Below are 22823 nucleotides of genomic sequence, written 5' to 3'. Positions count from 1 at the left end.
GCTCAAGGCCAACTCACTCCTGAATCGTTTTGATTTCCTTTATGTCCTCCTTAGTTGCCAGGTTCTTACCTTTTTGAGTGAGGTAAGGAGTTAAAAACCTATAAACAAATAGACCTAAGATAAAAATGACTAAAGAAAAGAGGATTCCTTGCAAGGTTGACACGTACATAGATATTCCCGATTTTACGCTGAGACTTACAGGATTTTATCTGAGCTTCTAATTTGGTTGTAGAGCTTTCAATGGATTTAAAAGACATGAACTACGGATACAACCCCTACATGCCCGACTGGGAAACCCAGTACAACCCGGCACCCTCTCTAATTCAACAAACACAAGCTCAGCAGCAATCCAGCATTAACCCAATGCAGGCCATGAGCTGGTACAACAAATTCGCAGGCGGTAGCGCATCTGGTGCAGGTAGCACGGCAGGCGGTACCGCCAGCACTGGCGCGGGCAGTGGTGCCGCAGGGGGCTCCAGCTGGATAGCTTCGGCTGGTCCATGGGCTGCCCTGGCCGTACTCATTGCGGCAAATGAACACGAAGCCCGTGATGGCGGCTATCGCGATGAGGATGACAAGAGCTACGCCCTGGACTTACTCGGCGGCAAGGTGTTCGAGCAGGACGCCACCTACCGCTGGAAAGACGACCTCAATGATGCAGTGCCGGGTTCCGGCAGCATGGTCGAGTCAATGGCAAATATCGGTTCTCTGGATTTCTCTAACGCTGGCAAAGCGTTTGAAGATGGATTGAAAGAAGACCCATTAATTAAAGGCATTCTCAGCCTCTTTTAACAGGTGAAACATGGGATTTTTAGACGGTCTTATGGGTGGTGGCGGCGAATCCAAAAGCCAGAGTTTTCTGGATGAGGACCAGAAAGGCTACCTGAATGATATCTGGGGGGAAGGGCAGCGGCTCTATAACTCTGGTCAATCACCAGTCGCCGACTTGACCCCGGAAATGCAGCAATACATCCAGGCTGCAATGGGGTTTGGCAACACCGCCAATGGTTATGCCAACCAAGTATCTGGTGCGGCCAACGGCTTCGGCAATACCGCCAATGTGATGCAAGATTATTTGACTCAAGTAATGAGCGGGGGCGGCTACCAGGCCCCAATGCAAAACGGTGTTGATATGAACACCGTGAACTCCCTGGTTAATAACGATGTTTTAAATTCGCAAATTACAGCCAGCACTCGCGACATATACCGCAACCTCAGCGAAAACCAGTTGCCGGGCATCGCCTCTGGGGCGGTTTCTACGGGCAATGCTGGCTCGACGCGCCGAGGGGTTGCTGAAGGTATTGCCATGCGCGGCGCAGACGACAGGGCCGCAGATGTTGCTGCAGGTATACGCTCCAATGCCCATAACCAAGCCGTGCAGGTCGCGGCCGGCCAATCAAGTGCAAATCAGGGTGCTCAGCTGGCAACCAATAATCTCAACACATCCCTGGCCAGTAATAACTTCGGCACCGCTGGCAATCTCTTTAATACCGGATTCGGCAACGCCTACAACATGGGCGCGGGCGGTGTGAGCATGATGGGGCAGGGCGGAAACACGATGCAAAACTATATGCAGCAGGTAGCCATGGCACCCTGGCAAAAACTGCAGCTTTATCAGGGCTCGATTGGCTCTCCAATTGTTCTCAATGAATCTACCCAGGCGGGAGGCAGCAACGGAGCCGGGGGAATTCTGGCCGGCATCGGTGGAATCATGCAGGGCATGGGATAAAGCGCACAACTGAAATTCAACAGGATAGAGAAATGCTAATACTCAGCATGGGCGAGCCTATCGGGGCGCTCGACCAGAATTTCATAGAACCCCAACAATCCCCCACCTTCGACTCCTCAAACCCTTTTGCCAGCACCATCGATCGATACGAACAGCAGCTAATTGAAAACCAGAGTGAAGTGGAAAAGCTGAAGGGCAATAAGTGGGCCCGGATTGGACGCATGCTAACCGCTGCAGGTGTGGGCCTTAACGGTGGCGACCCGTCGTAGGCTTATCGCGGTTACAACAACCAACTAACAGCGCTGCAAAATCATGGCGCCAAGCTCAATTCTGGGATTGATGAAATAAATCTCAAGAGAGCAATGATAGAACAGAAAGGAATGGCCACTCCTGAGACTGTTGGCTCTCCTTTGGCGCTCGCTAATGGTAATTATGGGATTGCGGTTAAGAATCCTGACGGCTCTACCGAGGTGCGTGACTTAGGTGTTCGATTTGACCCCAAAGTACATAAGGTCGGTGACCAGCTCCTGACGACAACTGGCGGAAGCACGCCCGTAGAGCTCCTCTCTGATGAGCAGCTTCAGAAGATTTATGACCAGCGCATAAAGAACAAGAAAGGCGAGATTGATTTAAAGAATAATTCTGAGGCAGAAAAAACTGCAGCGCTTAACGCCAAAACTTACAAGGCGTATCAGGCTGGAATGGAAGGTCTGTCTAAGGGAATGGATGGAACTACCACCAATCCGTTTGCAGGTTCACTCCCGGCATTGACCTCAGGGGCGCAAACGGCTGATGGTGCAGTATCGGCCATGGCCCCAATTCTCAAATCTCTATTCCGTGAGGCTGGTGAAGGTGTTTTCACTGATAAAGACCAAGAGCTACTGCTAAAGATGATTCCAACTCGGAAGGACCACCCAGAAGCCCGCAAGGCAAAACTCGAAATGGTTGACCGAATTGTTCGGGCGAAACTTGGTATCGACTTCGAAGATATTGAGCGCGATGGCCCCGAGGCGGTAGCTGACGCCGCCAACACAAATAAAGACCCATTGGAGATTCGATAAATGGCTTTAACTATCGCGGAAATACGTAAGCAATATCCTGAATATTCAGATATGAGCGATGAAGCTTTGGCGCGCAGCCTGCACCAGTCATATTACAGTGATATGGAGTTCGGGGAGTTCGCCGGCAAGATTGGCTACACACTGCCGGACCCTGCGGGCATTAACCAGCCAGGGTCTTTTGAGCGGTTTGTGGACAATTCCGTTGGAGAATTTGAAGTGTTGGGCGCGGTGGGGTCATCCGTTCTGGCCGAGCCTATTTCCGGGCTTGCGGGCATTGCCCAATCGTTAAACCCCTGGGCCGAGCCGGGAGCTGGTGCCCAAGCAGTGGAGGCGACTCGTGACTTCCTCACCTATGAGCCGCGCACCGATGAAGGTAGGGACAAGCTAAACACTCTCTCTGACTTTATCGAACCTGCCGGCCGGGCTATGGAATATGCCGAAAAGAGCCTGGGTGATGCGACCTATAACGCTACAGGAAGTCCAGCATTGGCTGCCGGTGCCGCCTCTGTACCAACGGCAATTTTGGAGCTGCTGGGCGTTGGCCTCGGTAAAGGCGCTACCCAAGCAAAAAGGGCCACGCCAGAGAATGTAAAAACGGAACTGACGCGACTTGGTGTGGACTCGCATCAGATGTCGGAGGAGGCAGTCTTAAGGGTAGTTGAAGAACTGAATGAGGGTGCTGACTTCTCCAGTGATGCTCTGGTGGGAGTCCTTGAAAATGTCGATATGCCAGAGGATTGGGTACCAAAAACCCGCGCCGAGCAGCAGGGGATTGAAACTGGCAACTTTGACCTATGGCGCAAACAGAATGAGGCTGCGGCCGGCGTTTACGGAAGCGATGCAGAGCAGACAGTTAATCGTTTCACTGATTTCCGCGAGCGCCAGCTGGGCAAGGTGGTGCCGTATCAGATGGATGACCTGGGGCCGACTGAAGGGGCTAGCTCACTCGCAAGTAATGCGGGGATGCTCTATGACGGCATTTTGTCAAAGGTAGAGAATGCCAAGCAGGCTAAAACCGACGCGTACACCAGAGTGGACGATATTGCCAAAGAACGTGGCCCTATGATGGCCGAGGGCTCGGTTATGCAAGAGGGGCTGGGAGCGGCCTATCGCGGATTTGATGGCGATATCAAACTTGCCAGCAAGACCGAGACGCCCAACGCATATGGGTTGTTTGAGAAGCTTCATGCAGCGCTGCGAGGTGAAAAGTCTTCCGGTTTACCGGGCGCCCTTACAATCGCGACCAACAAGATGGAAAGTTTGGATAACTTCGAAAGCCTGCGCCGTCGAATTTCTGCTGCTGAGCGGGCCTCCGCCCCCGGCTCTGCCGACCAAGCACTACTTGGGCAAGTGCGTCGGCAATATGGCAGCTGGCTTGATGAGGCCGTGGAGAATGGGAAGTTTTTCGGCTCGCCCGAGCAGCTGGACGCCCTTAAAGAAGCTCGCCGCCTTAATCGCGAGTACATGCAGATAGTCAAAGGCACTCACAAGGATGGTAAGCCCACAGCTCGCACTCGCATTGTCAATGATGTTGTGAACGGGCGAAGCACTCCAGAGAAAGTGGTCAACAAGATAATCGGTGGCACAGGCAAGAAGCAGGGAGCGGCCATCGTTGAGGACTTCAAGCGGCTATTCGGTGAAGACTCTCCGGAATTCGGAGCCCTGCGGCAGTCCGCTTTTATGAATATTTTCGGCCCCGCTTTTAAGGTGGCCGAGGATGGCAGCCTGCAGCTATCCAGGGGCAGCTATATCAATCGACTCTCCGACCAGCTCAAGAACAATGAGAGCAATCTGCGGGCCTTGTTCGATGAGTCTGAGGTGGGTAGATGGAATAAGTTTTCCGGCGAGCTGCGCAAACTACAGGAGGATGTGCGCAAGAAGAACTTTTCGGGCTCTGCGTACCATCTAGCCGGACCGATGAGTGCACTGATTGACCGGGTAGGCATCATTACCCAGTGGCTGCCGTTTATGCGCGAGGGTGCCGAGAGTGTGAGCAAGAGCCGCCGTTGGCGAGACCTGAGAAAAAACGGCTTGGCTGAAGGTGATTTCACCGTGTCCAGCGACACTGCTACTTTACTTGGTGCATTACTAGGTGGCGCCCCGGCGCCCTCAGGAGTATCACCGGCGCTACTGCTAAGTGAGGATGACGAGCCTCGCAATCAGGGTGTCTTGGCTATTAAATAACTCCCCCCCAGTGTCAGTTAACCCGCCTGATGCTCTACCAGGCTGTTTCGAGGCGAATACGCACCAACGATACGGGTAAACACCTCTCCGTTTTGAAACTGTCAGAGTATGGCTGGCAAACTCCATCCAGAGACGTTCAACAGTCCCGTGCCGGTGTATGCTGATAATGATAATAGTCCGTGTTGGTTGTAGAGATGGCAAATCGCTTGGCCATTGATAAGTGGCCGCAGGCTATATGGTATATACCCGCAGTTATAGAATTGTTTGCTAACAGAATCTGCAAAATTGTTGGTGCATGCTTTGGGGTCAAAACTAGCTAGATAGAAATAGTTTGGATGAAATCATCAGGTAGAGTAGATTTATAAACCTTCTGGAAGGACGATGTAAAATTTACTTTTAACTTCAAGAGTTAAAAGCTGTTAGGTGTTGACAGGTTGAAAGATATGCCAGTTTAATAAAAAGTTGTAATTTTTTAACTTTTTAGTAATTTTTCCTTTTAGGGTTTCGAGGTTTGGTGGTATATAAGTGGTGCTTGCTAACTGTACTGTATATTTATCTACCCCCCCCCAAGGAGGCTGATTTGAAGTTTACTGATAAGATTTTAAAAGCCAAAAGACGATCAATATTTTCGTATGTAATAGGTTTCTTTGTTGTGATCTATTTTTGCATGATTGCAATTAAAGGTATTTATTTTTGGACTGAAGGCAGTCTTTTCACTTTCGCTCGTAACATACACATGTGGACTAGTTGGCTTATCGCGGAAACAAGGCCGATAAATCGACTTTGGCAAATAATACCGGCAATACCATTCGAAGGTAGAGATATTCTAGCTTTTTATAAAGTGATTATTCCTCCTTTTGTCATTTTTGGTGTGTGTGCGTTATTTATACTTGACCACCGTATTTTGAAGCAGAAATTTTATGAGCTCAAAGACCAAATCGAAAAGGAAATTGCTCTGCGTGAGATGCGTGAGGAAGCAGGTCTGGAGACTTTAAAAGAAAATTCCACCATTGATATTATGGTTAGGAATGCAACGAATGATGATCCGCCTTGGCATGACACATGGTGGGGCAGGGTGGTAATTGGTGTTGCTATCGTGCTAGTCGTTACGGCTTTTGGGTTGAAGTAGGCTAGAGACGCTTGAATAATAGAGTGTACCGCTCGAAATAAGCTGTGTTTGTTCCAATATTTTATCTCATGTACGATCCCTCAGAACAATGGAGGGATCGTCATGCGCCTTTTACTGCCTATTCTCCCATCTACCGCCCTGGCTGGCTGCCTTGAAGTCGAAGCTAAAGGGGAGCGCAACTATGACCGCCATGAGTGGCTACCGAAGTGGTCCGACTCTGACGGCGATTGCCCGAGCACCCGTCATGAGCTTTTGGTCCAAAATTCAGCAACCCCAAACTTAGCAGCAATCATTGCTATTAACGAACACGAAGCCAGAGATGGTGGTTATCGCGATGAGAATAATATGGTCTTTGCCCTGAATTTGCTCGGTGGCAAGGTGTTCGAGCAGGACGCCACCTGCCGCAGGATGGACGATCTCAATGATGCGGTGCTTGATGTTAGCTATATGATTGAATCTGCGGTATAGCTCGGTTGAATTTCATAGGGCAAGATATATTGGGTTTGTAATTTGTTATTTCGGTTCTCCTTTAGAAAAAATAATTGCAGCATTGATTAATTTATGGGTGATAATGTTTAGTTTATGCAGATTAGGAACTTAGCTGAGTGGCAGTTTCTCTATATAAGTATATGACGTGGAATGCATCGTATGAGTTTTTCTTGCAGCCAAAGTTGAGATTTACCCAGCCGTCTCAGTTTAATGACCCCTTTGAAGGGCAGGCATCAGCCCAAAGTATGCTGGAACTCACACAGTCGATGCAGCCGAAGGCTCAGTACGGGGGTGTTTTCCAGCAGTTGATTCAAAATCTACAGACGGCTACAGAATCACCTAATTTAATTTATCCGGAATATGCGATCTTGTGTTTAGCGTCCTGTGAGCAAAATCTTTTGATGTGGGCTCACTATGCTGAGAATCATACTGGCTTCATGATCGAGCTCGATTCTTCTCATCTATTTTTTCAAGATTGGTATTCCTATAAAAAAGTTGTGAGACCTACGGATCAACTTTTAGGGCGGATACATGACGTTGCGTATTCCAGTCAGCGTGCAAAGATTCCTCAAGGACAATCTAGCATAAAATCTTTACTGGTTAAGGGAGAGGAGTGGAGTTATGAAGAAGAGTATCGGATGTTTTTGCGCCGTGAAGACGCTGATTTCCATAACCTAGCATCCTGTGAGGAGAGTGACCCCAATCATGAATCATGCATTTTGCTTTATCAAATTCCCCCGGAAGCTATCAAGAGAGTTGTGATTGGTTGCCGAGCGGGTTCTAGGAAGCAGGAAATAGTAGATCAATTAAACCAGGCATTTAAATTGGGTGTCATTAACCCAGGAAGTATTCAGGTTCAAGAGGCAGTCATTGATCCTAATCTATTTAGATTAAATTACCGAGACCTCTCCATTCAAGCTTCTGCCCCTATTAATAACACTTATAGTAGTGCGGTGAATGCAGGAAAGGATTGGTTTTTTAGCCCACATTTGGATTCTTGAGCAGTAGGCGCTGCGTGCTAAAGATTGTGGAGTCACTAGTAGTGGTTCATTGATTAAATTGAAAGTAATTTACACTTGAACTGTGATCTGTTGTATTTGTTCCTCCCATCCACCCCCTGTACGATCCCTTAAAACAATTGGGGGGCCGTCATGCGCCTTATCCTACCAGTTATCTTATCCGCTGCTCTATCTGGCTGTTTCGAGGCTGAAGCCAATACCAACGAGTACGACCGCCACGAATGGCTTCCAGACTGGTCTGATACTGGCCGAGATTGCCAGAGCACCCGCCATGAGCTGCTAGTTCAATTCTCCCTGGCTCCAGCAACCTTCACCAATGAAAAGCAGTGCACGGTGGACACCGGTCTCTGGCTGGACCCATACACTGGCAACTTTTACACACTGGCCTCTGGCCTGGATGTTGAGCACATCGTGCCACTTTCATGGGCGCACGAGCACGGCGGTGCCAGTTGGACTGTAGAGCTGAAGCGTCAGTTTGCTGAAGACCCTGAAAACTTGTGGTTGGTGGATGACGGCCGTATCCAAAGCAAGGGTGACAAAGGCCCGGACGAGTGGATGCCGCCCTATGAGCCAGTCTAGGCCATCTTTGTTAAGCGCTTTATGGCGATAGTTGAGATGTATGGGCTAAAGTTCTAACGGAAAGAGTTAGCCCAAATGTTGGCATTCTTGGGAGAGTAGGCGATTGTCAGATCTCGGCGTTCATAATCTGCTCTATTTATTAGAGAAGCGGCCTCCCCTTATTGTGTAGGCTGCTTCTCTTAAAATAAGCTCATCAAGTGGGAGCATTCAACCTGTTGAAATACTCCTCATTATTAGTGGTATCGTGAAGTTGTTTGTGGTTATTGATAGCTTTTACCAAGAGTATTTGAAGTTTATCCACTCGCCATTGTCATTACAGTAGGCGTTAACGTCGCAATAGCTCTTACAAATCGAACCTCTGCTTATATTAATTATTGTACCTTCATGATGTGCTGCTTCAACATCTCCAAGCCAACAATCTTTTCCGGTTCTGTTGGTGGTATCAATCTCAACTTTATAGGTGCTGGATCTAAATCCTGAAGTTGTTTCCTTTATGACTCCAGTGCATTGATATAGCTCTCCCTGAAAAACAAAGTGGTGTGACAGTTGTTGGGATGGGCAGGTAGCGCTGTTGGCCATTGTAGTGACAGAAGATAAAACTACGGCTACCAATAATTTTATTTTTAACATCAATAAATCCTTTTTTGATTAAAAGCTTGTATCAAGTCTTGTTTTTTATTTAAAACAACATTAAGTATTTTCCTTTGCGGGAGGTGTTGAGTTCAAGTTATGAAGATATAGTTTTTGCTGTACTACCGGTAATATATGGGCACAATGGTGCCAATTGGATGTGATAGTGAGTAGATTCCTAGATAGAGATAGCTAGAACAATTTATGGGCAGCGCTTTATGGCGATAGTGGAGAAGTATGGGCTGGAGTTCTCGGAGGAGGAATCAGCCCAATAACTGGCTCTCTTAGGAGAGTAGGGTAGTTACAGCTCTAGGAGATCGTAGTCTGACTTAGTTCTTAGGGCTGTCGCCTTCCCTTCATTGATGAGTTTCATTGGGCCCTGACAGTTTAGCCTAGTGAATCCTCAGGGTTATGAGGGGCAACAGCAAAGAGGGGGTGGGGCCTGCAGGTAGAAATCTACATGTTTCATAGTCCCGCTTGATGCCGCAGACTCCACGATGACAGAAGATTGAGACAGGCCAACTTGAATCCTGTTTCTTGCTACAAAGAAGTGTCTTTGGGGTGATACGTCTTCAGGGTGTTCGGATACCCAGAGGCCTCCAGTATCGAGTATTCGCATTGCTAGCTTATAGTTTGCCCGAGGGTTTGCAGTGTGCAGGCCATGGGCAAGCACAGGGATAGTGTCTCCCCCGGCTGCCAGGGCGCCCTCATGGGCTACGGCATCAATCCCCAGGGCTAGTCCGCTTATGACAACATTGCCCTTAGTGGTGATGTAACCTGCGATTCTTCGAGCAATCTCCAGGCCGTTTGGAGAAGCGTCTCGAGATCCAACAATCGCAACGCCTGGCCGATTTAGTAGGCTGACATTGCCGCGGGCAAACAGTGTTGCCGACGGATTGGGAGTATCTTCCAGCCCGACTGGATACTCTGGATTTCCGCGTTGAATCTCAACTATTTCCATTAAGAAGCAGTTTTGCAGAGAGCTAGCGTTAAAACTAGATGCTTAGGGTTATTGCCCCCGCGATATGGATGGTACTCAAAAAGATATTCTACGGACATGCCAAAATCCTTGTAACACTTTACATCCTAGTGAAATTTGATCGTAAATATACAGCGGAAATTTAAATCATAAAAACTGGATTTATTTTGGTTAAGTTTCTTGGTTTGGTGCGTTTTGTTTTTGCGTTGAATCATCGGCGGGCTTATCTATCACTTCATGAGTTGCTAAAGTTTTTCGAGTTGCTTTTCGTTGTAGTGATCTTATTGATGTTTTTGTACTAGTGTACAAAAGGCTGAAAAACCTTTTGAAAGGAAGGGTTTCTTTGGTCTAAAAAAAGTTTTACTTTTTTGTTTGTCTGTGTATTCTTCGCACTCTGTTTTAAAGTGTTAAATGGATTTATTGATGAATAAAATAATTAAAATAACCTCTGCGGTATTAGGGTTAACAATTTCCTCGGCTGTATTTTCTGCAACGTGTTCTACAAGTGGGTATGATCCAAGCAGCTATCCTAAGGGAAGCGAATATCCAGCTGTGGGTGTACCGACAACTTTTTATCATGATACCCGGCATGTTGATTACAGCGGGAAAAAGGCAACCTTCTCAACCTCTACCGGATTTATGGGATGGGATGAGTATAATTATCAGGATTTTAAATGGAGAGCCAAAGAGTCCATTACATTTACGACCAGAGGACCACACTGGGTGACAGTTAAAGATCCTTTGTCAGCCAAAACAATTTGTAATGACGTTTCGGTTCAAAATAAACCTAAAATGAGTTTGCTTTCTTTTAGTTCATCTAATAGAACAGCAAAAATAAGTTATACCGTAGATGAGTATTCCAAGTTTGCCAAAGAAAACAAGTCTATGGCAATCGTATTCCGCTGGAGGTCTGATTTCTATGGGACAACTGGTAGCGCTGGAGGAGTCACTATCAATGGCTTAAGTGGTACTGTCACCGGGAATATATCAGTCCCTGGTGGCGATGATCTCTATGAAATTGATGCCGTCCTATCAGATGGTACTTATACTGCGGCGGTAAACCTGGGCTATATTAGAACTCAGGGCGATTCTAATCGGCCATGTGAACGCTGCAATAAGAACTAGATTACACAAGGCTATGATAATTTCACTCTAGTCAAAAGAGTGTTGTGTGCTGGGCTGACCTTTTGTGAGAACGAATCAGCCTAGCAACCAGTCTTTTTGGGTGAGTGAGGTACACCTTCAAGCACTCTCCCGGGAGTATCCTCCAGTTTCTCATTCAGCACCCATGTTTCATGCATACCCTTACTTCCAGTACGGAACGGAATAGGCGCCGAATTCATTCTTTTTTTTTATTCTGTATGTTTACACAGTATTTTGGTAAATTGCTCCTGTGTCGCCGGAAAGAAGGAGTTAGACCATGACATTTATAGATGTTGAAGCCGAGATACGCGCTTGCTTGAACACTATTGAGATGACCGCAGACACTACCGACCCGAAAATAAGGGATATGCTAAAGGTGCAGATAAACAACCTAGATGCAGCAACCAACACCCTGGTTGATGAGCTAAACACTCTTAATGAGAAGCAAGAACAGCTTAGAGAATTATTAAAGTAGTCAGGCAAGGTCAAGAGGTGGCGCTGTGGTCATGCGCCCCCTTGCCTGACGGCTCCCAGCCTCTCGACACTGTATGTATAAGCAGTATCTAGCATTACGGTGAAACTTACCCCTCTATACGGCAGCGGCGTCAGCTGCGGCTTCCCCTCACCGGCAGACGACTACAAAGAAGAAGCCCTCAGTCTAGATGATCATTTAATAACCAGCGGCCCGACGACGTTCATGGCTCGTGCCAATGGCGACTCTATGCAAGGGGTGGGAATCTTCGACCGGGACATTCTTATCATTCCCGGAGAGAGCAGGAGATTCAGTATCCTGGCCCCGTATGTCCTCCTTTGCTAGGAATATGAAGTCAAATTATCGAGAGAATCCAGAACCCGTGAACGAAGGAGGGTCGGAGGAAGCTGATCAAGTTGTTGGTATGTAACTACGAGCGGTAAAGGGGCGCAATAACCAAGATAAGGCCAGAATTGAGTTAACAGTATTTTGGCTCCGTTACTTCCGAAGATGGGAGTTGCAGGAGGTGGCAAAGGTGGCAAAAAAATCGGTAGCTAGCATTAAGATTCTATGCCAAATCATTGAGTCCAGCATAGAAGTGGGCTACAAGATGCGAGAGAGGCTTTAGCAGGGATGAGGAAAGGCCCTTTCCCCTCCAGTTAATTAAGTACAATTTTTTATTATACCAATTTGCTCTGGCCATTGGCGCCTTAATTATTAAGCCTTATTAACAGTTAAAGTCGATTGTATTCGATATCGTATTTTTACATAGTATCTATGTTTTGGCCTAACCTGCTATTTAAGTATTAAGAATTTCCTGCTATTAAGGAGTTTTACTATGCGAAACAAGACCTTAAAGCTACTAGTCTTGTTCCAATTATTGCTTGGGTTACCTTTATTCGCTAATACGTCGGAGTTAAAGGTCGCTATAGCTAATGATGCACCTCCTTATGTTGCTGATAACGCGAAGAGCGGGCTCGAAGTCGAAATAATCCAGCAGGCATTACCTGGGTATTCAATAAAATTCTTGCAGATGGGTTGGGGGGATATTCAAAATGCTATTAAAAATGGCATAGCAGATGCTGAGACAAATGTGTATGAGCATGGCGAGACGGGTGGCCATTTTTTCTCAAAGAAATATGTTGGATTTGTTAATTACGCAATTAGCCGCAAGAGTGAAGATATTAAAATAGATAATGTGAACGACCTTGTAGGGCACCATGTCATTGCCTGGAAGGGGGCTCACCTAGATCTAGGGCCAGAATTTGAGCGCCTTTTCTCGCCTGGAGGGGCAGGTAGCAAAAATTATGTCGAGATACAGGATTCACGAGATCAGGTCCGGGATTTCTGGCAGAACGAAGATTCTATTGCCATTATCGATAAGAGTATTTTTGCTCACTTCTCCATGAAACAGGGGCGCTCAATGGATGAGGTGGATACTCATAAAGTCTTTTTACCGGTTTCGAAATTTAAAATGGCGTTTAAGGATGAAAAGACCAGAGATGAGTTCAATAAAGGGCTGGCCCGTCTTTGTTCTATAGGTGAATATGCAAAGCTTCTTAGGAAACATGGTATTTCGGAAAAAGCGAATATCTGCGAATGAGCTGGTAATCTAGATGCTATTAGAGGCTTTTAGGATTTACTGGCACGCTAATTTCTACTCTGTGCATATATAAAACTGTATTTATTGACAGCTAGCCATCAAAAGAATAATCTTGGGCAAGCTGTCGAATTGTATGTATGGCGACCGATCATCCTTTCTTAAACCAGCCCCTAAGCCGGTTTTTTTGTGTTTATTATTTAATTAAGCTTTACTGTCGTTGATAAGCTTCTGTAGGCTTTAACTCATACTTTATATATTTTTTGATTAGATTTTTCGAAAGTGTGATCAGGTACTGGGTTTTGATGTGTGTTATAAGGTTAACTTTCTTCTCGAGCGATTAATTCAATTTATTTTTCAGTGAATTTTTATGTTTTTTAGAAATGCCATTAAAATAGTAGCTGTCTCTGTGGCTCTATTAGCCTTCGGTGCGCAAGCAAAAACTTTCAAGTATGAACTTCAAGATCTACATTCATCTAACGGTGAAATACAGTATCCTGGCCTAAATTTGAATGGCGCTAGTTCTGTGATTTTGACCGTTGATCAAGCGAATCATTCAGTACCCGCAATGCTTACTTCGTTAGAAATTAATTTTCCTCATGCGCCCGGTTTGTTAATAGGTAATTTCAAGGCAGATGATCAAGGTTGGAGATTTTATTCTACCGTCGATGATGTTTGGGTGTATCGTCAGCTTGATATTGCAGTAGATGGTTTCAATGCTGGAAATCCAAATAATGCAATGGTTCACATTGAAGGCTTTGTCTCTGAAGTTGAAAATTTTATTGGGGAAGAGCGTTCACTAAATTTTGAGCAAAGACTATTTTCTGTTCATGGACAATTAGTTGATGCGACTCCAAGCAAAGTTGTTGATGTCAAATCGTTTACAGTTGATGGCAGTCAGGTTGAGTTGTCGCTTAAAGATAATCCAGCTGTTGATCCAAATTCAAGCAATGGTGATATGGCATTTGTTATCGAATTGCTGTGGCTTGGAGAAGGGAAAGAAGTTTTTCATTTTCACGCACCCTACGGCGATGAGTCAAAGTTTTTTGAGGCATACAAGCTAGAAGTCTCAACAATGCCTGGGCCTGATGGTGATGAAACAGCTGTCAGTATTAAAGCTAAAGACGCGCAAGGTATGGAGTTTGAAACACATCATATTTATCTTAAAGATATGCTGAGGGAAGCTTACGAGCTTTAATCGCATCCTTATTTTTGATTTAAGCTTTAAGATACGCTGTTTATTTAAATCAGTTAAAAAGTATTAGAAGCTGTTTCATAACTTCTTTAGCGTAATTAACATGCAGGCAATATAGAAAAAGCTCTGTATGAAGATAAGTAGCGATCCCACCTGATAACTAAACGACGGTAGTTCCCTAGCCATGCAAAAGTTCGCTCAACTTTCCAACGTCGCATATATCTCCTAAGCTTTCTGCCATCTTGTTTCGAAGGTTTTCTTCTATTCCTACGGTGAGGGCAAATCAGGTCAATTTCACGGCGGGCCAAACTATGGCGTAGTGGATCAGAATCTGCAGCCTTGTCGTACACTAGTCGTCGAATTTTTGTATTTTCATAGGTAACATCGAGTAGTGGGTGTAATAAATTTACTTCTTCTGGTGAGGCCGAAGTAACGGTGCCTCCCAATGGAATACCTTCGCCATCGACCACCACCATCCACTTTGTACCCTTGCCTCGCTTAGTTTTTCCGACTTCTGCTCCCCTTTTTTTGCTGAAGCAAAGCTACCATCCAAAAAGACTTCTTTCCAATTAAGCAGGGATCTTTGATCGAGCTGTCCGAGAAATTTTCTCCAAGCCTCCAACCAAGCGCCTTGCTCTTCCCAAAACTGGAGCCTTCTCCAGCAAGTACTCGGCGAAGGGTAAGATGGGGGGAGATCCTTCCATCGTGCTCCTGAGCGCAAAATCCACAAGATACCTTCAAAACATGCACGGTTATCAATGGGTTTAGGACCTCCTTTTCCACGTTTTAGCTGGGGAAGGCAAGGCTCAATCAATTTCCACTGAGCGTCGGTTAATTCTGACTTAAGTCTACTCACACTTACTGGTCTTATCATTCCATGAGGTCGCAAGAATAACTGATTTCAAGTTATGAAACAGCTTCTAGTAAAATCGTTCTGTAGCGACACTTATTTTATAAAAATTAACCCGCCCTGTGCGGGTTTTTTTATTTCTGGTGCTTCCATGTTTGATAATGACTATTTCACAGAGTTGGAATTGGCCTGTCGTTGTTGTGGCAAAAATTATTTCAAAGATGAAACGCTCAGACGCCTGATCCAAGTTAGAGAGCGCTTTGGCAAGCCGATGATTATTAACTCCGATTACCGCTGCCCAGTTCATAACGCTCGATTAAATGCCACCATGACCCATACCACCGGGCAGGCTATTGATGTTCAGGTGGCGTCAGGCAGGGCCTACCGGTTAATTAAAATCACCCAGGAGGAAGGTTTCACCGTTATAGGGGTATGGCAAAAGGGGGCATTCAAAAGGTGATTCCTTCACCTGGATGACCTTGAATCAATGCCGGGCGAGCGTACCCGCCCTACAGTCTGAAGTTACTAGCCGTCCCGCTGAAGTGTATAAAATTTGTTCGGCAGTCTGATTTGAAAGATTACTTTGGAAAACTGGCGCGGAATTGCTTCCGAGGCAGTGATCAGGATAATAGTGGTCAAGATCATCAGTATATAAATGTTAGCAATAAGTATGAATAAAATCGAAGTTAAGATAACACCCGATGATTACTATCATTCCCAATGGGTTCATCAGAAGCTTAGTGTAAGCAAATTTTTTATCATTGCGCTTTTAACAGTCTGGCTTGCCTATTTTTTATATAGTGCTTTAAACGTTGAATTATCAATCGCCGTTGGTAGCGCCTCTGGCTGGCTACTTTGGTATTTTGGCTATTATTTGGTCTATCTGCGCTACAAGTGTAATAAAATTTATCGGCAGCAAAAGAGCTTAAATCTTCCAGCTCAATTCGAATGGGATCGTGAGGGCATTAATGCAATTAACGAAAGAGGGGTAGCAAAAATCAAATGGTCAGACTATGTCAAGTGGCGTGAAAGCAAGCGGATTATCATGCTTTATCAGTCAGATTTGATTTTTAACATTATTCCTAAATCATCATTTGAAAACACAGACCAGGAAAATGACTTTTTATCAAATCTGCAAAACATCAGCAGCTAATAAGACTAGAGGCTGTTTCATAACTTGAAATCGGTTATTCTCACGCAATTACATAGAAAAAAAGTTCAGCAATAGTGAGCCGATTCAAGTCAGAGTTAACCAATGATCAATGGAAATTGATCGAACCATGTCTTCCTGAATTAAAACGAGGAAAGGGAGGCCCAAAACCCATTGATAATCGGGCTTGTTTTGAAGGCATCCTGTGGGTTTTGCGTTCTGGAGCGCGATGGAAAGATCTTCCTTCACACTATCCATCACCGAGTACATGTTGGAGAAGGCTTCAGTTTTGGGAAGAGCAAGGAGCTTGGCTACATGCATGGAGAAGATTCCTGGAGCTATTGGATCAACAGTCTTTGCTTAACTGGGAGGAAGTCTTTTCTGATGGTAGCTTTGCACCAGCAAAAAAGGGGGCTTCGAAGTCGGGAAAACCAAGCGGGGCAAGGGTTCAAAGAGGATGGTGGTGGTCGATGGCGAAGGTATTCCACTGGGAGGCACCATTACTTCGGCCTCACCAGCAGAAGTAAAGTTATTACATCCATTGCTTGATGTTACGTATAAAAATACAAAGATTCATCGCTTAGTTTATGATAAAGCGGCGGACTCTGATCCTCTTAGAGATAGTCTGTTGAGTCGTGGAATCGACCTTATCTGTCCACACAGGATAAATAGGGAAAAAGCCTCAAGGCAGGATGGTAGAAAGCTCAGAAGGTATACTCGCCGTTGGAAAGTTGAGCGGACTTTTGCGTGGTTGGGAAATTACCGCCGTTTGGTTGTTAGATGGGAGCGATATTTGTCCACTTATCGTGCTTTTTTCTATATTGCATGCATGTTAATTACGTTAAATAAGTTATGAAACAGCTTCTAAGCACAATCGACCACTTCTTTATTATTTTGGGCTGACACCTTTTTGGTACTTCTGCGTTTTGGGAGTATAAATAAGCTACCTTGCGATTGTTGTCTCTAGCAGGTACCTAACCATATAAACCGGCCACTGAGCCGATTTTTTTACGTCTGGATAACTTTTAACTGGTGCAAGTCAAATGTACCCGTCCCACAATCTGGAGCTATTAAAGATTTCATTCATATCAAATTTACTCGGCAAGGTCATAGATAAGGCATTCCCAGGTAAGACAGAAGCCAACCACTTAAAGGCGCAGGTGGATTCAAAGTTAATCTCAATGGACCTGGAGGAGTTGAGAGCGGCTACCCAGGTAATCACTGCAGAAGCTGGAGGAGAGTCATGGCTACAAAGAAACTGGCGGCCAGTAACATGCTCACATTCGTGGGGCTGACCGTCTTTCATTGGTTGGGGTGGACAGCGCCAAACCTCAGCGAGAACCAGACTCTCGCCCTTCTGGAAATAGTAAAAATCGGCCTCGGAGGTTATGTGGTGGGGCGCAGCGTTGAGAGGGCAACTGTTGCCTGGAAGCAGTCATGACACTTCAGAATGCTCTGAGAGAAATAGCGGATAAGGCTGGCTATACGACTGCTATTGGTGCCGGAGCTTTCGCGGGTTGGTTCGCAAACAACTGGCTTGGCTTTGCTGGTGTGCTGATAGCTGCAGCAGGTTTAATGGTTAATTGGTATTACAACCACAACCACAACCACAACCACAACCACAACCACAACCACCAGCGCTAGAATCTGCAGGGCGGGGACGATGGGCGTTAGTGTAAAGCTGGATACTTCAAAGTTTGATCAAGCATCTGCTGAATTAAAAAAGCAATTACCTTATGCCAGTTCTGTCGCACTCAATAATGTGGCGTTACGAATCCGGGGAGAAGAGGGTGCAGCTATGGGGTGTGTATTTACAAACCCAGCAAAGTTAACGCTGAACTCCGTATTGGTAAAGAAAGCCACGAAGCGTTCAGGTATTGCCAAAGTCTTTATCCGTGATCAGGTTTCCAACGGTACTGCACCCGGCAAATACCTGGCCCCTTCGGTCATGGATATGAACTGGAACGACAAGTGCTTTGAGCGAGCCCTTTGGCATATGGGTGTTCTGCCTGCTGGTATGTATGTGGTACATGGCAAGGCGGCAAGATTAAACAAGCATGGGAATATCTCGGTCGGAGCCTATAAAAAATCCTGGCTGAATTGCGGGGCAGCTCTGGTACTGCTGGTGGTGCAGGTAGTTCGCAAGGTAAGAAGGGTAAATATTTCGTTGGCAAAGTTAATGGTGTCTTAGGAGTATGGAAGAGGGCAGGCGATAAACGCCGGCCAATGGTTAAGCCCATCCTGATTTTCCTCAAAGGCAAGCCAGATTACCGCAAACGTTTCCCTTTTATCCGAATAGCTGAAGGCATAGCGCGGCGTCACCTGCCGATTGAACTGGATAAGACCATGGACCATGCGATTGCGACGCAAAGAAACGTTGAGCGGGTCCTCCTGAGGGGACCAACACACGGGTGATTCGGACCGAGTTTTTTAACAGGTATCTGAAATTTCATAGGGGGTTATACCTTGGCTGCTGATATCTCTCTTGATGACCAGCCCACTCAATCGGGTTTTGTATGTCTAGTTGGTGCTTCTCAACCTGCTATTGCCAGCACTACAAAGCTCAGTTTTTTACGGTAGGTGCCAGTTTCAGAGTTTGGCTGCGAGCGGCTGCGAACTACCGCAACCACCTTATCCATTGCAGATCCAAGCACCGCCACGATCACCGTCAGCCAGCTAAGCAGCATCACCGGCCCAGGCCGTCCGCACAAATCACCATATAAGCAGGAAAAAATCATGAGCAACACACCGAATAACGGCATCCCCTACGCCCAGAAAGGCACCCTAGACCCCGCCCTGGATACTGCTGCAGCTGGAAATAGGGGGTATTTTTAGCGGAACCGAAAACTGGCCTTTTAACCCTGTACGGTGCTTAGTTAGCTGCGCTGGTTGACAGAGTATTATAGTGGTTTTGTCCATCTCTAAAGATGACTTCTAAAAGGGCAGTTAACTTCTTTTGAAGCCGCTGAAAATGCTCTTGATCCTTATCTAAAATCCCAACCGACTGCGCGGCAAGCTTAGTTGATTTCCTTAGGTCTTCAATCAGCCTATGTACTTCTGGCCCGAAATGCAGGGTCAGTTTCTCCAGCTTGTCATCAACTTTATTAAAGCGCGTGATGAAGGCTTCTTTGGATTTTGTAGCTTTGCGGTCTGAACTATCGCCTTTTCTTATTTTCTCGAACTCCGTTAGAAGGCGGTTTAGTTTCGACTCCAGGCCATGTATCAAAAGCACGGCGTTTTCATACGCCTTCATCTTATGGTCGTAAGGGACTTTTCTCTCAGGAACTCCGCCGTCAAACCATTTTTAATGGCTTTATTACCTCCAGAATATAAAAGCGCTAATTAGGAAAAAGGCTATCGTGACAACGGCAGTGCGAATGATTTTTGTTCCAAGTTCGAATTCGTCCATGATTTTTCCTTAAAAGGGGGATGTCGTCGTGCGGCTGGAGGTATAGCTGAGTAGGGCCGCTGATCTCGTAGGCAGTTGAAGTGGTTAACCCTCTAGCCTTACATAGTTCCATTGCGGCTATGACCATTCCGAGTGGATGAGGATGGTTGTGATAGGAGGAGATAGCCTATTAAAGCAGTAAATAAGCACTTGAAAACCTCGAGTCGCAACACGAGGTTTTTATTGACCTGGCTTTAGCGGCTAATCACTAGCCTTGCCCAGGCTCTGGTCTGACTCCGCCTGTCCCACCTTCTACTGTCCCAGCTTTGATATCAGTTTCTACATTCATCATGTATTCCTTTTAACTAAAAAATAAAGAGCATTCAAAAAGGTTGGTGTGGAGTCTATGGAAACTTAAAGTATTCATGTGACTTCCATATGGCAATTATCAGGCCAACTGAAAATACCTAAAATCTATTTATGGGGCAATAGTTGTCTTAATTTATAAATCATTATTTTTAGTGCAATTGTACTTATTAGGTTGTTCTGGTAACTCTGCAGCAGGCCGCGAGGGCTGACTCAGTAGCGAGCTGTATTGTTGAGGTGGTCAACCGCCTGGCCGTGCATCGTTCTATTACAGCTATGGCGAAACCTAGTGGGTGAGCGTTTTATGGGCTGCCTTGGGGTAATCAGGCAAGTTGACTCGCTTTATATATCCGAGATATAAACACCTTCATCTATCCACAGGAAAAAAGTACTAACCTTTCGATTTCTAAGGGGTTTTCAAAATGATATATAGCAGCGAAAATGTCGGGATATGATGTGGCTGCAATACATCCACATATGTACGCTGGTGCCAACTGTCAGTAGTCTAATGTTCCTACAGGATTTTTTAAATCGTTGCCGAAAGAGGTCTGTAGATATATTACAGCTGCTTTTGAATACACTGTTATAAGCTAAGGAATCGTTCCATGAAGCCAGCATTTCTACTTCTAATTTCGCTATTATCGATTTCCGCTTTTGGATAGATTGGTGGTGCATGGATAGCTGAGAGTACTATCAAAAACAGTTATGGTGAACCAGCGGATATCTTTGAGCTAGTCCTCATCAGAGATGGCATAGACGTGTGTGGTTATTTTTATGGTACAACGCGGAGTAGAGCGAAGATCGATGGCTCCATTTTAGACGATATAAATGACCCAAAGGTGATCGGTACGTTTAAATCGAATGAAAATATGATTTTAACTCTATATAGTAACCATCAGGCACGACCTGTAAATGGATCGGTGAAAATTACCGATGATACTCTAATCTGGTCTGTGGGAAGCAAAGACTATCCACCAACGATTTGGCGCACTGCCGAGCTATCGCGCCGTAAATTGAAAGAGTATTAGCTTTTTACACTTAAAAAAATGTGCAGTAAAAGCTTATAACAAGCGCGTGCATTTGATCTTCGCTTCGCTGTGGCAAATGACTCGGGCATTAAGCATCCTATGGAAATTAGCCACGAGGAATATCTCGAAGAGAAGCGTAAGCGTGCCGTTGAATTCGCAAGCGGAATGATTGATGGCTCTATTCACTATCTTGAGGGAGCAATTGAACTTTCTTTACTAAGGTTTGAAGTCGGTCTGCCCGAAGATGATAAAGATTTTCTGGCAATTGCTGGTGTCGCTTCAGAAATCGATCATTTGCCGATCGGTACATCAAGGTAATATTGGTCTAATGAAGCCCTTGAGCGGCACGAGCCAGAAATACAGCAATCTATCAAGTGGGCAAAGGAAGTCTCTTTGTCAGAATGTATATCTATCGTAGCAAGGTTCAATACTTAGCAAGGCCAGGCAGTATCGCCAGCAAAACTGGCTGGACCCCGCTACGCTCGCCCGCTGTTGGCGGCGTTATGTGTAAAGTAAGGTAGTACTAATGAGTATGGACAAAGAAAATATCTCAGACTTTTCTGGTAAATGTATTTCAATGCGTTTGACAGACTTGGAATGCAGTCATGATTTGCACAATCCACGCTTTGAATATCAAGGTGGAAAACTATTTATTGTTGGTGAGATTTCAGTTGGATGCAGTGAGTCAGGTTGGAATGCTGGTCATATTGGCGCAGCTGAATGGGCGCAAGTTAGAAGCTATATGCTTTTCGATGGTTTTAAAGCGTATACAAAAGCAATAAAAGTGTCTGAGTCGTATTACGAAAATAGTGAAGAGAAAAACTCATAAGGAGTTACTGCATCTGACCACTTACACTGCTCTCCCTTTGTGCTGTACGCTACGCTAGCACAAAGCGGCTCCATTCCGATGGTGGCTGAGTAAGGTGTTAGCCGTTGAACACACGTAGGTATGATGAGGGATAGAAACCAAGCATTAGTCTTTATCGTCTTGGTGCTTGCAATTAGTTGGAGCTTGGAGGCGTTCATCATCGCCAGCGGGGGTGTCAGGAATTTCGGCCCGCTTTGGATAGTCGCCCTGATGTGCATCCCTGGCTCTCTTTCAATAGTGCTGAGACTCATCCTGAAATCTGGATATGAAGATGTCAGCTTTCGGATCGGAAAGGGACGCTACTACGTCTATGCAGTCGCAATTCCATTCCTATTAGTATTGCTAACGGGTCTGGTATCTGCAGCCATCGATATCCGGCAATTCTCGCTGGTGTCATTGGAGCAACTGATCCAACTCAGCCCTGTTCTTCTGTCCGTCTTAGTGCTTGGCCTGATCGGCGCATTTGGGGAAGAGCTCGGATGGCGCGGATTCCTATTGCCAAAGTTGGTAAGTGGTGGTGTTAAGAACCCCTATCTCGTCAGCGGACTTGTATGGGCGTCCTGGCATCTTCCACTCATTGCTTACGGAGGTTTCTACCAGACAGATTATACGTTGCTCATGGCGTTGATCTATGGCCTCGGTATTATCGCCATGAGCTTTGTATTCAGCGAGCTCAGAATGCGCTCGGGATCAGTCTGGGTTGCCACCATCGCCCACACTGCTCACAATTTCTTCTTCCAGTTCGCGGCTCCTGTATTGCTTTTAACGGAATCGGGTTCGCGTTCAAAGCTTTGGGATATGGTGGCCAGCGATACTGGTTTGTGTATCGCAGTGTTCTATGCTGTTGCGTACCTCGTTTTTCGTCATGCCGTTCGACGGGGCAAGGCTTTTGATCGGTGTTTATCGCCTAAAGCCCCGATAAATCAGTAGCGGACCTTGGTGGGGGTAAGCCACCGGGGCCAGT

At 45.8% G+C, this 22823-nt stretch carries 30 protein-coding genes and 2 pseudogenes; 25 read left to right on the top strand and 7 right to left on the bottom strand.

Annotated features, from left to right (window positions below; all coding sequences use genetic code 11):
* Window positions 1-240: 240 nt before the first annotated feature.
* From MJO52_RS12730 to MJO52_RS12690, 9 genes are all read left to right on the top strand, one after another.
* Complete coding sequence (locus MJO52_RS12730) at window positions 241-792, top strand: hypothetical protein (protein WP_252082032.1); 552 nt, start codon at window positions 241-243, stop codon at window positions 790-792.
* A 10-nt stretch (window positions 793-802) separates the two neighbouring features.
* Window positions 803-1729 (top strand): hypothetical protein, encoded by a 927-nt coding sequence (locus MJO52_RS12725; protein ID WP_252082031.1) that lies wholly within the window; start codon window positions 803-805, stop codon window positions 1727-1729.
* Between the two features lie 32 nt (window positions 1730-1761).
* Window positions 1762-1998 (top strand): hypothetical protein, encoded by a 237-nt coding sequence (locus MJO52_RS12720; RefSeq protein ID WP_252082030.1) that lies wholly within the window; start codon window positions 1762-1764, stop codon window positions 1996-1998.
* A 93-nt stretch (window positions 1999-2091) separates the two neighbouring features.
* Window positions 2092-2790, top strand: a complete 699-nt coding sequence (locus MJO52_RS12715; protein WP_252082029.1) for a hypothetical protein — start codon at window positions 2092-2094, stop codon at window positions 2788-2790.
* The gene (locus MJO52_RS12710; protein ID WP_252082028.1) at window positions 2791-4974 is read left to right on the top strand and encodes a hypothetical protein; all 2184 of its coding nucleotides are present in this window, start codon (window positions 2791-2793) and stop codon (window positions 4972-4974) included. It begins immediately after the preceding gene.
* Window positions 4975-5554: 580 nt separating this feature from the next.
* Window positions 5555-6103 (top strand): hypothetical protein, encoded by a 549-nt coding sequence (locus tag MJO52_RS12705; RefSeq protein WP_252082027.1) that lies wholly within the window; start codon window positions 5555-5557, stop codon window positions 6101-6103.
* A 102-nt stretch (window positions 6104-6205) separates the two neighbouring features.
* Window positions 6206-6571, top strand: coding sequence for a hypothetical protein (locus MJO52_RS12700; protein WP_252082026.1), 366 nt, complete (start codon window positions 6206-6208; stop codon window positions 6569-6571).
* A 137-nt stretch (window positions 6572-6708) separates the two neighbouring features.
* The gene (locus MJO52_RS12695) at window positions 6709-7593 is read left to right on the top strand and encodes a DUF2971 domain-containing protein (protein ID WP_252082025.1); all 885 of its coding nucleotides are present in this window, start codon (window positions 6709-6711) and stop codon (window positions 7591-7593) included.
* Window positions 7594-7743: 150 nt separating this feature from the next.
* A complete protein-coding gene (locus MJO52_RS12690) occupies window positions 7744-8190 on the top strand; it encodes a GmrSD restriction endonuclease domain-containing protein (protein ID WP_252082024.1) in 447 nt (148 codons plus the stop codon).
* Window positions 8191-8463: 273 nt separating this feature from the next.
* On the opposite strand, the gene MJO52_RS12685 is transcribed toward MJO52_RS12690, so the two are convergent.
* Window positions 8464-8820, bottom strand: a complete 357-nt coding sequence (locus tag MJO52_RS12685) for a hypothetical protein (protein ID WP_252082023.1) — start codon at window positions 8818-8820, stop codon at window positions 8464-8466.
* A gap of 409 nt (window positions 8821-9229) precedes the next feature.
* Entirely contained in the window at window positions 9230-9781 is a 552-nt protein-coding gene (locus MJO52_RS12680) for a DNA-processing protein DprA (RefSeq protein ID WP_252082022.1), read from the bottom strand.
* A 441-nt stretch (window positions 9782-10222) separates the two neighbouring features.
* Between MJO52_RS12680 and MJO52_RS12675 the strand changes: the two genes are divergently transcribed.
* The 5 genes from MJO52_RS12675 to MJO52_RS12655 all read left to right on the top strand — a co-directional run bounded on the left by MJO52_RS12675 (window position 10223) and on the right by MJO52_RS12655 (window position 14212).
* Window positions 10223-10924 (top strand): hypothetical protein, encoded by a 702-nt coding sequence (locus MJO52_RS12675; protein WP_252082021.1) that lies wholly within the window; start codon window positions 10223-10225, stop codon window positions 10922-10924.
* Between the two features lie 295 nt (window positions 10925-11219).
* Window positions 11220-11417, top strand: a complete 198-nt coding sequence (locus tag MJO52_RS12670; protein ID WP_252082020.1) for a hypothetical protein — start codon at window positions 11220-11222, stop codon at window positions 11415-11417.
* 99 nt (window positions 11418-11516) lie between these two features.
* On the top strand, window positions 11517-11759 hold the full coding sequence (locus MJO52_RS12665) for a LexA family protein (protein ID WP_252082019.1): 243 nt from the start codon (window positions 11517-11519) through the stop codon (window positions 11757-11759).
* Window positions 11760-12252: 493 nt separating this feature from the next.
* Window positions 12253-13017 carry a substrate-binding periplasmic protein gene (locus MJO52_RS12660; RefSeq protein WP_252082018.1) on the top strand — a complete coding sequence of 255 codons (765 nt, stop codon included), beginning with the start codon at window positions 12253-12255 and terminating at the stop codon, window positions 13015-13017.
* 367 nt (window positions 13018-13384) lie between these two features.
* Window positions 13385-14212 carry a hypothetical protein gene (locus MJO52_RS12655; protein WP_252082017.1) on the top strand — a complete coding sequence of 276 codons (828 nt, stop codon included), beginning with the start codon at window positions 13385-13387 and terminating at the stop codon, window positions 14210-14212.
* A gap of 95 nt (window positions 14213-14307) precedes the next feature.
* Here MJO52_RS12655 and MJO52_RS21475 read toward each other — a convergent pair.
* Both MJO52_RS21475 and MJO52_RS21470 read right to left on the bottom strand, forming a co-directional pair.
* Window positions 14308-14700 (bottom strand): annotated as a pseudogene (locus tag MJO52_RS21475) (transposase); the annotation flags it as partial.
* A complete protein-coding gene (locus MJO52_RS21470) occupies window positions 14616-15083 on the bottom strand; it encodes a transposase (protein ID WP_353505432.1) in 468 nt (155 codons plus the stop codon). The gene MJO52_RS21470 and the pseudogene MJO52_RS21475, both read right to left, overlap by 85 nt.
* Window positions 15084-15210: 127 nt before the next feature.
* Between MJO52_RS21470 and MJO52_RS12650 the strand changes: the two genes are divergently transcribed.
* The 8 genes and pseudogenes from MJO52_RS12650 to MJO52_RS12620 all read left to right on the top strand — a co-directional run bounded on the left by MJO52_RS12650 (window position 15211) and on the right by MJO52_RS12620 (window position 18400).
* Entirely contained in the window at window positions 15211-15519 is a 309-nt protein-coding gene (locus MJO52_RS12650; RefSeq protein WP_252082016.1) for a D-Ala-D-Ala carboxypeptidase family metallohydrolase, read from the top strand.
* 210 nt (window positions 15520-15729) lie between these two features.
* The gene (locus MJO52_RS12645; RefSeq protein ID WP_252082015.1) at window positions 15730-16212 is read left to right on the top strand and encodes a YcxB family protein; all 483 of its coding nucleotides are present in this window, start codon (window positions 15730-15732) and stop codon (window positions 16210-16212) included.
* A gap of 74 nt (window positions 16213-16286) precedes the next feature.
* On the top strand, window positions 16287-16736 hold the full coding sequence (locus MJO52_RS21465) for a transposase (protein ID WP_353505431.1): 450 nt from the start codon (window positions 16287-16289) through the stop codon (window positions 16734-16736).
* Window positions 16637-17065 (top strand): annotated as a pseudogene (locus MJO52_RS12635) (IS5 family transposase); the annotation flags it as partial. The gene MJO52_RS21465 and the pseudogene MJO52_RS12635, both read left to right, overlap by 100 nt.
* Before the next feature lie 187 nt (window positions 17066-17252).
* A complete protein-coding gene (locus MJO52_RS21570) occupies window positions 17253-17504 on the top strand; it encodes a 3TM-type holin (RefSeq protein ID WP_435583614.1) in 252 nt (83 codons plus the stop codon).
* Window positions 17453-17650 (top strand): hypothetical protein, encoded by a 198-nt coding sequence (locus MJO52_RS12630; RefSeq protein WP_252082013.1) that lies wholly within the window; start codon window positions 17453-17455, stop codon window positions 17648-17650. The genes MJO52_RS21570 and MJO52_RS12630 overlap by 52 nt, the downstream gene beginning before the upstream one ends.
* Window positions 17647-17853, top strand: coding sequence for a holin (locus MJO52_RS12625; RefSeq protein WP_252082012.1), 207 nt, complete (start codon window positions 17647-17649; stop codon window positions 17851-17853). Before MJO52_RS12630 ends, MJO52_RS12625 begins: the two co-directional genes overlap by 4 nt.
* Window positions 17854-17872: 19 nt before the next feature.
* A complete protein-coding gene (locus MJO52_RS12620) occupies window positions 17873-18400 on the top strand; it encodes a hypothetical protein (protein ID WP_252082011.1) in 528 nt (175 codons plus the stop codon).
* Here MJO52_RS12620 and MJO52_RS12615 read toward each other — a convergent pair.
* The 3 genes from MJO52_RS12615 to MJO52_RS12605 all read right to left on the bottom strand — a co-directional run bounded on the left by MJO52_RS12615 (window position 18397) and on the right by MJO52_RS12605 (window position 19462).
* Window positions 18397-18618 carry a hypothetical protein gene (locus MJO52_RS12615; protein WP_252082010.1) on the bottom strand — a complete coding sequence of 74 codons (222 nt, stop codon included), beginning with the start codon at window positions 18616-18618 and terminating at the stop codon, window positions 18397-18399. The genes MJO52_RS12620 and MJO52_RS12615 overlap by 4 nt on opposite strands.
* 125 nt (window positions 18619-18743) lie before the next feature.
* Complete coding sequence (locus tag MJO52_RS12610; RefSeq protein WP_252082009.1) at window positions 18744-18947, bottom strand: hypothetical protein; 204 nt, start codon at window positions 18945-18947, stop codon at window positions 18744-18746.
* Window positions 18948-19081: 134 nt separating this feature from the next.
* On the bottom strand, window positions 19082-19462 hold the full coding sequence (locus MJO52_RS12605; RefSeq protein ID WP_252082008.1) for a hypothetical protein: 381 nt from the start codon (window positions 19460-19462) through the stop codon (window positions 19082-19084).
* A 1628-nt stretch (window positions 19463-21090) separates the two neighbouring features.
* On the opposite strand from MJO52_RS12605, the gene MJO52_RS12600 reads away from it, so the two are divergent.
* The 3 genes from MJO52_RS12600 to MJO52_RS12590 all read left to right on the top strand — a co-directional run bounded on the left by MJO52_RS12600 (window position 21091) and on the right by MJO52_RS12590 (window position 22789).
* Window positions 21091-21309 carry a hypothetical protein gene (locus MJO52_RS12600; protein ID WP_252082007.1) on the top strand — a complete coding sequence of 73 codons (219 nt, stop codon included), beginning with the start codon at window positions 21091-21093 and terminating at the stop codon, window positions 21307-21309.
* Between the two features lie 208 nt (window positions 21310-21517).
* On the top strand, window positions 21518-21820 hold the full coding sequence (locus tag MJO52_RS12595; RefSeq protein WP_252082006.1) for a hypothetical protein: 303 nt from the start codon (window positions 21518-21520) through the stop codon (window positions 21818-21820).
* A 120-nt stretch (window positions 21821-21940) separates the two neighbouring features.
* Entirely contained in the window at window positions 21941-22789 is an 849-nt protein-coding gene (locus MJO52_RS12590) for a CPBP family intramembrane glutamic endopeptidase (RefSeq protein WP_252082005.1), read from the top strand.
* Window positions 22790-22823 lie beyond the last annotated feature (34 nt).

The sequence above is a fragment of the Microbulbifer variabilis genome (assembly GCF_023716485.1).
GTDB lineage: Bacteria > Pseudomonadota > Gammaproteobacteria > Pseudomonadales > Cellvibrionaceae > Microbulbifer > Microbulbifer variabilis_B.
Note: the sequence above shows the minus strand (reverse complement) of the source record. Positions and strands in the feature narration are given on the sequence as shown.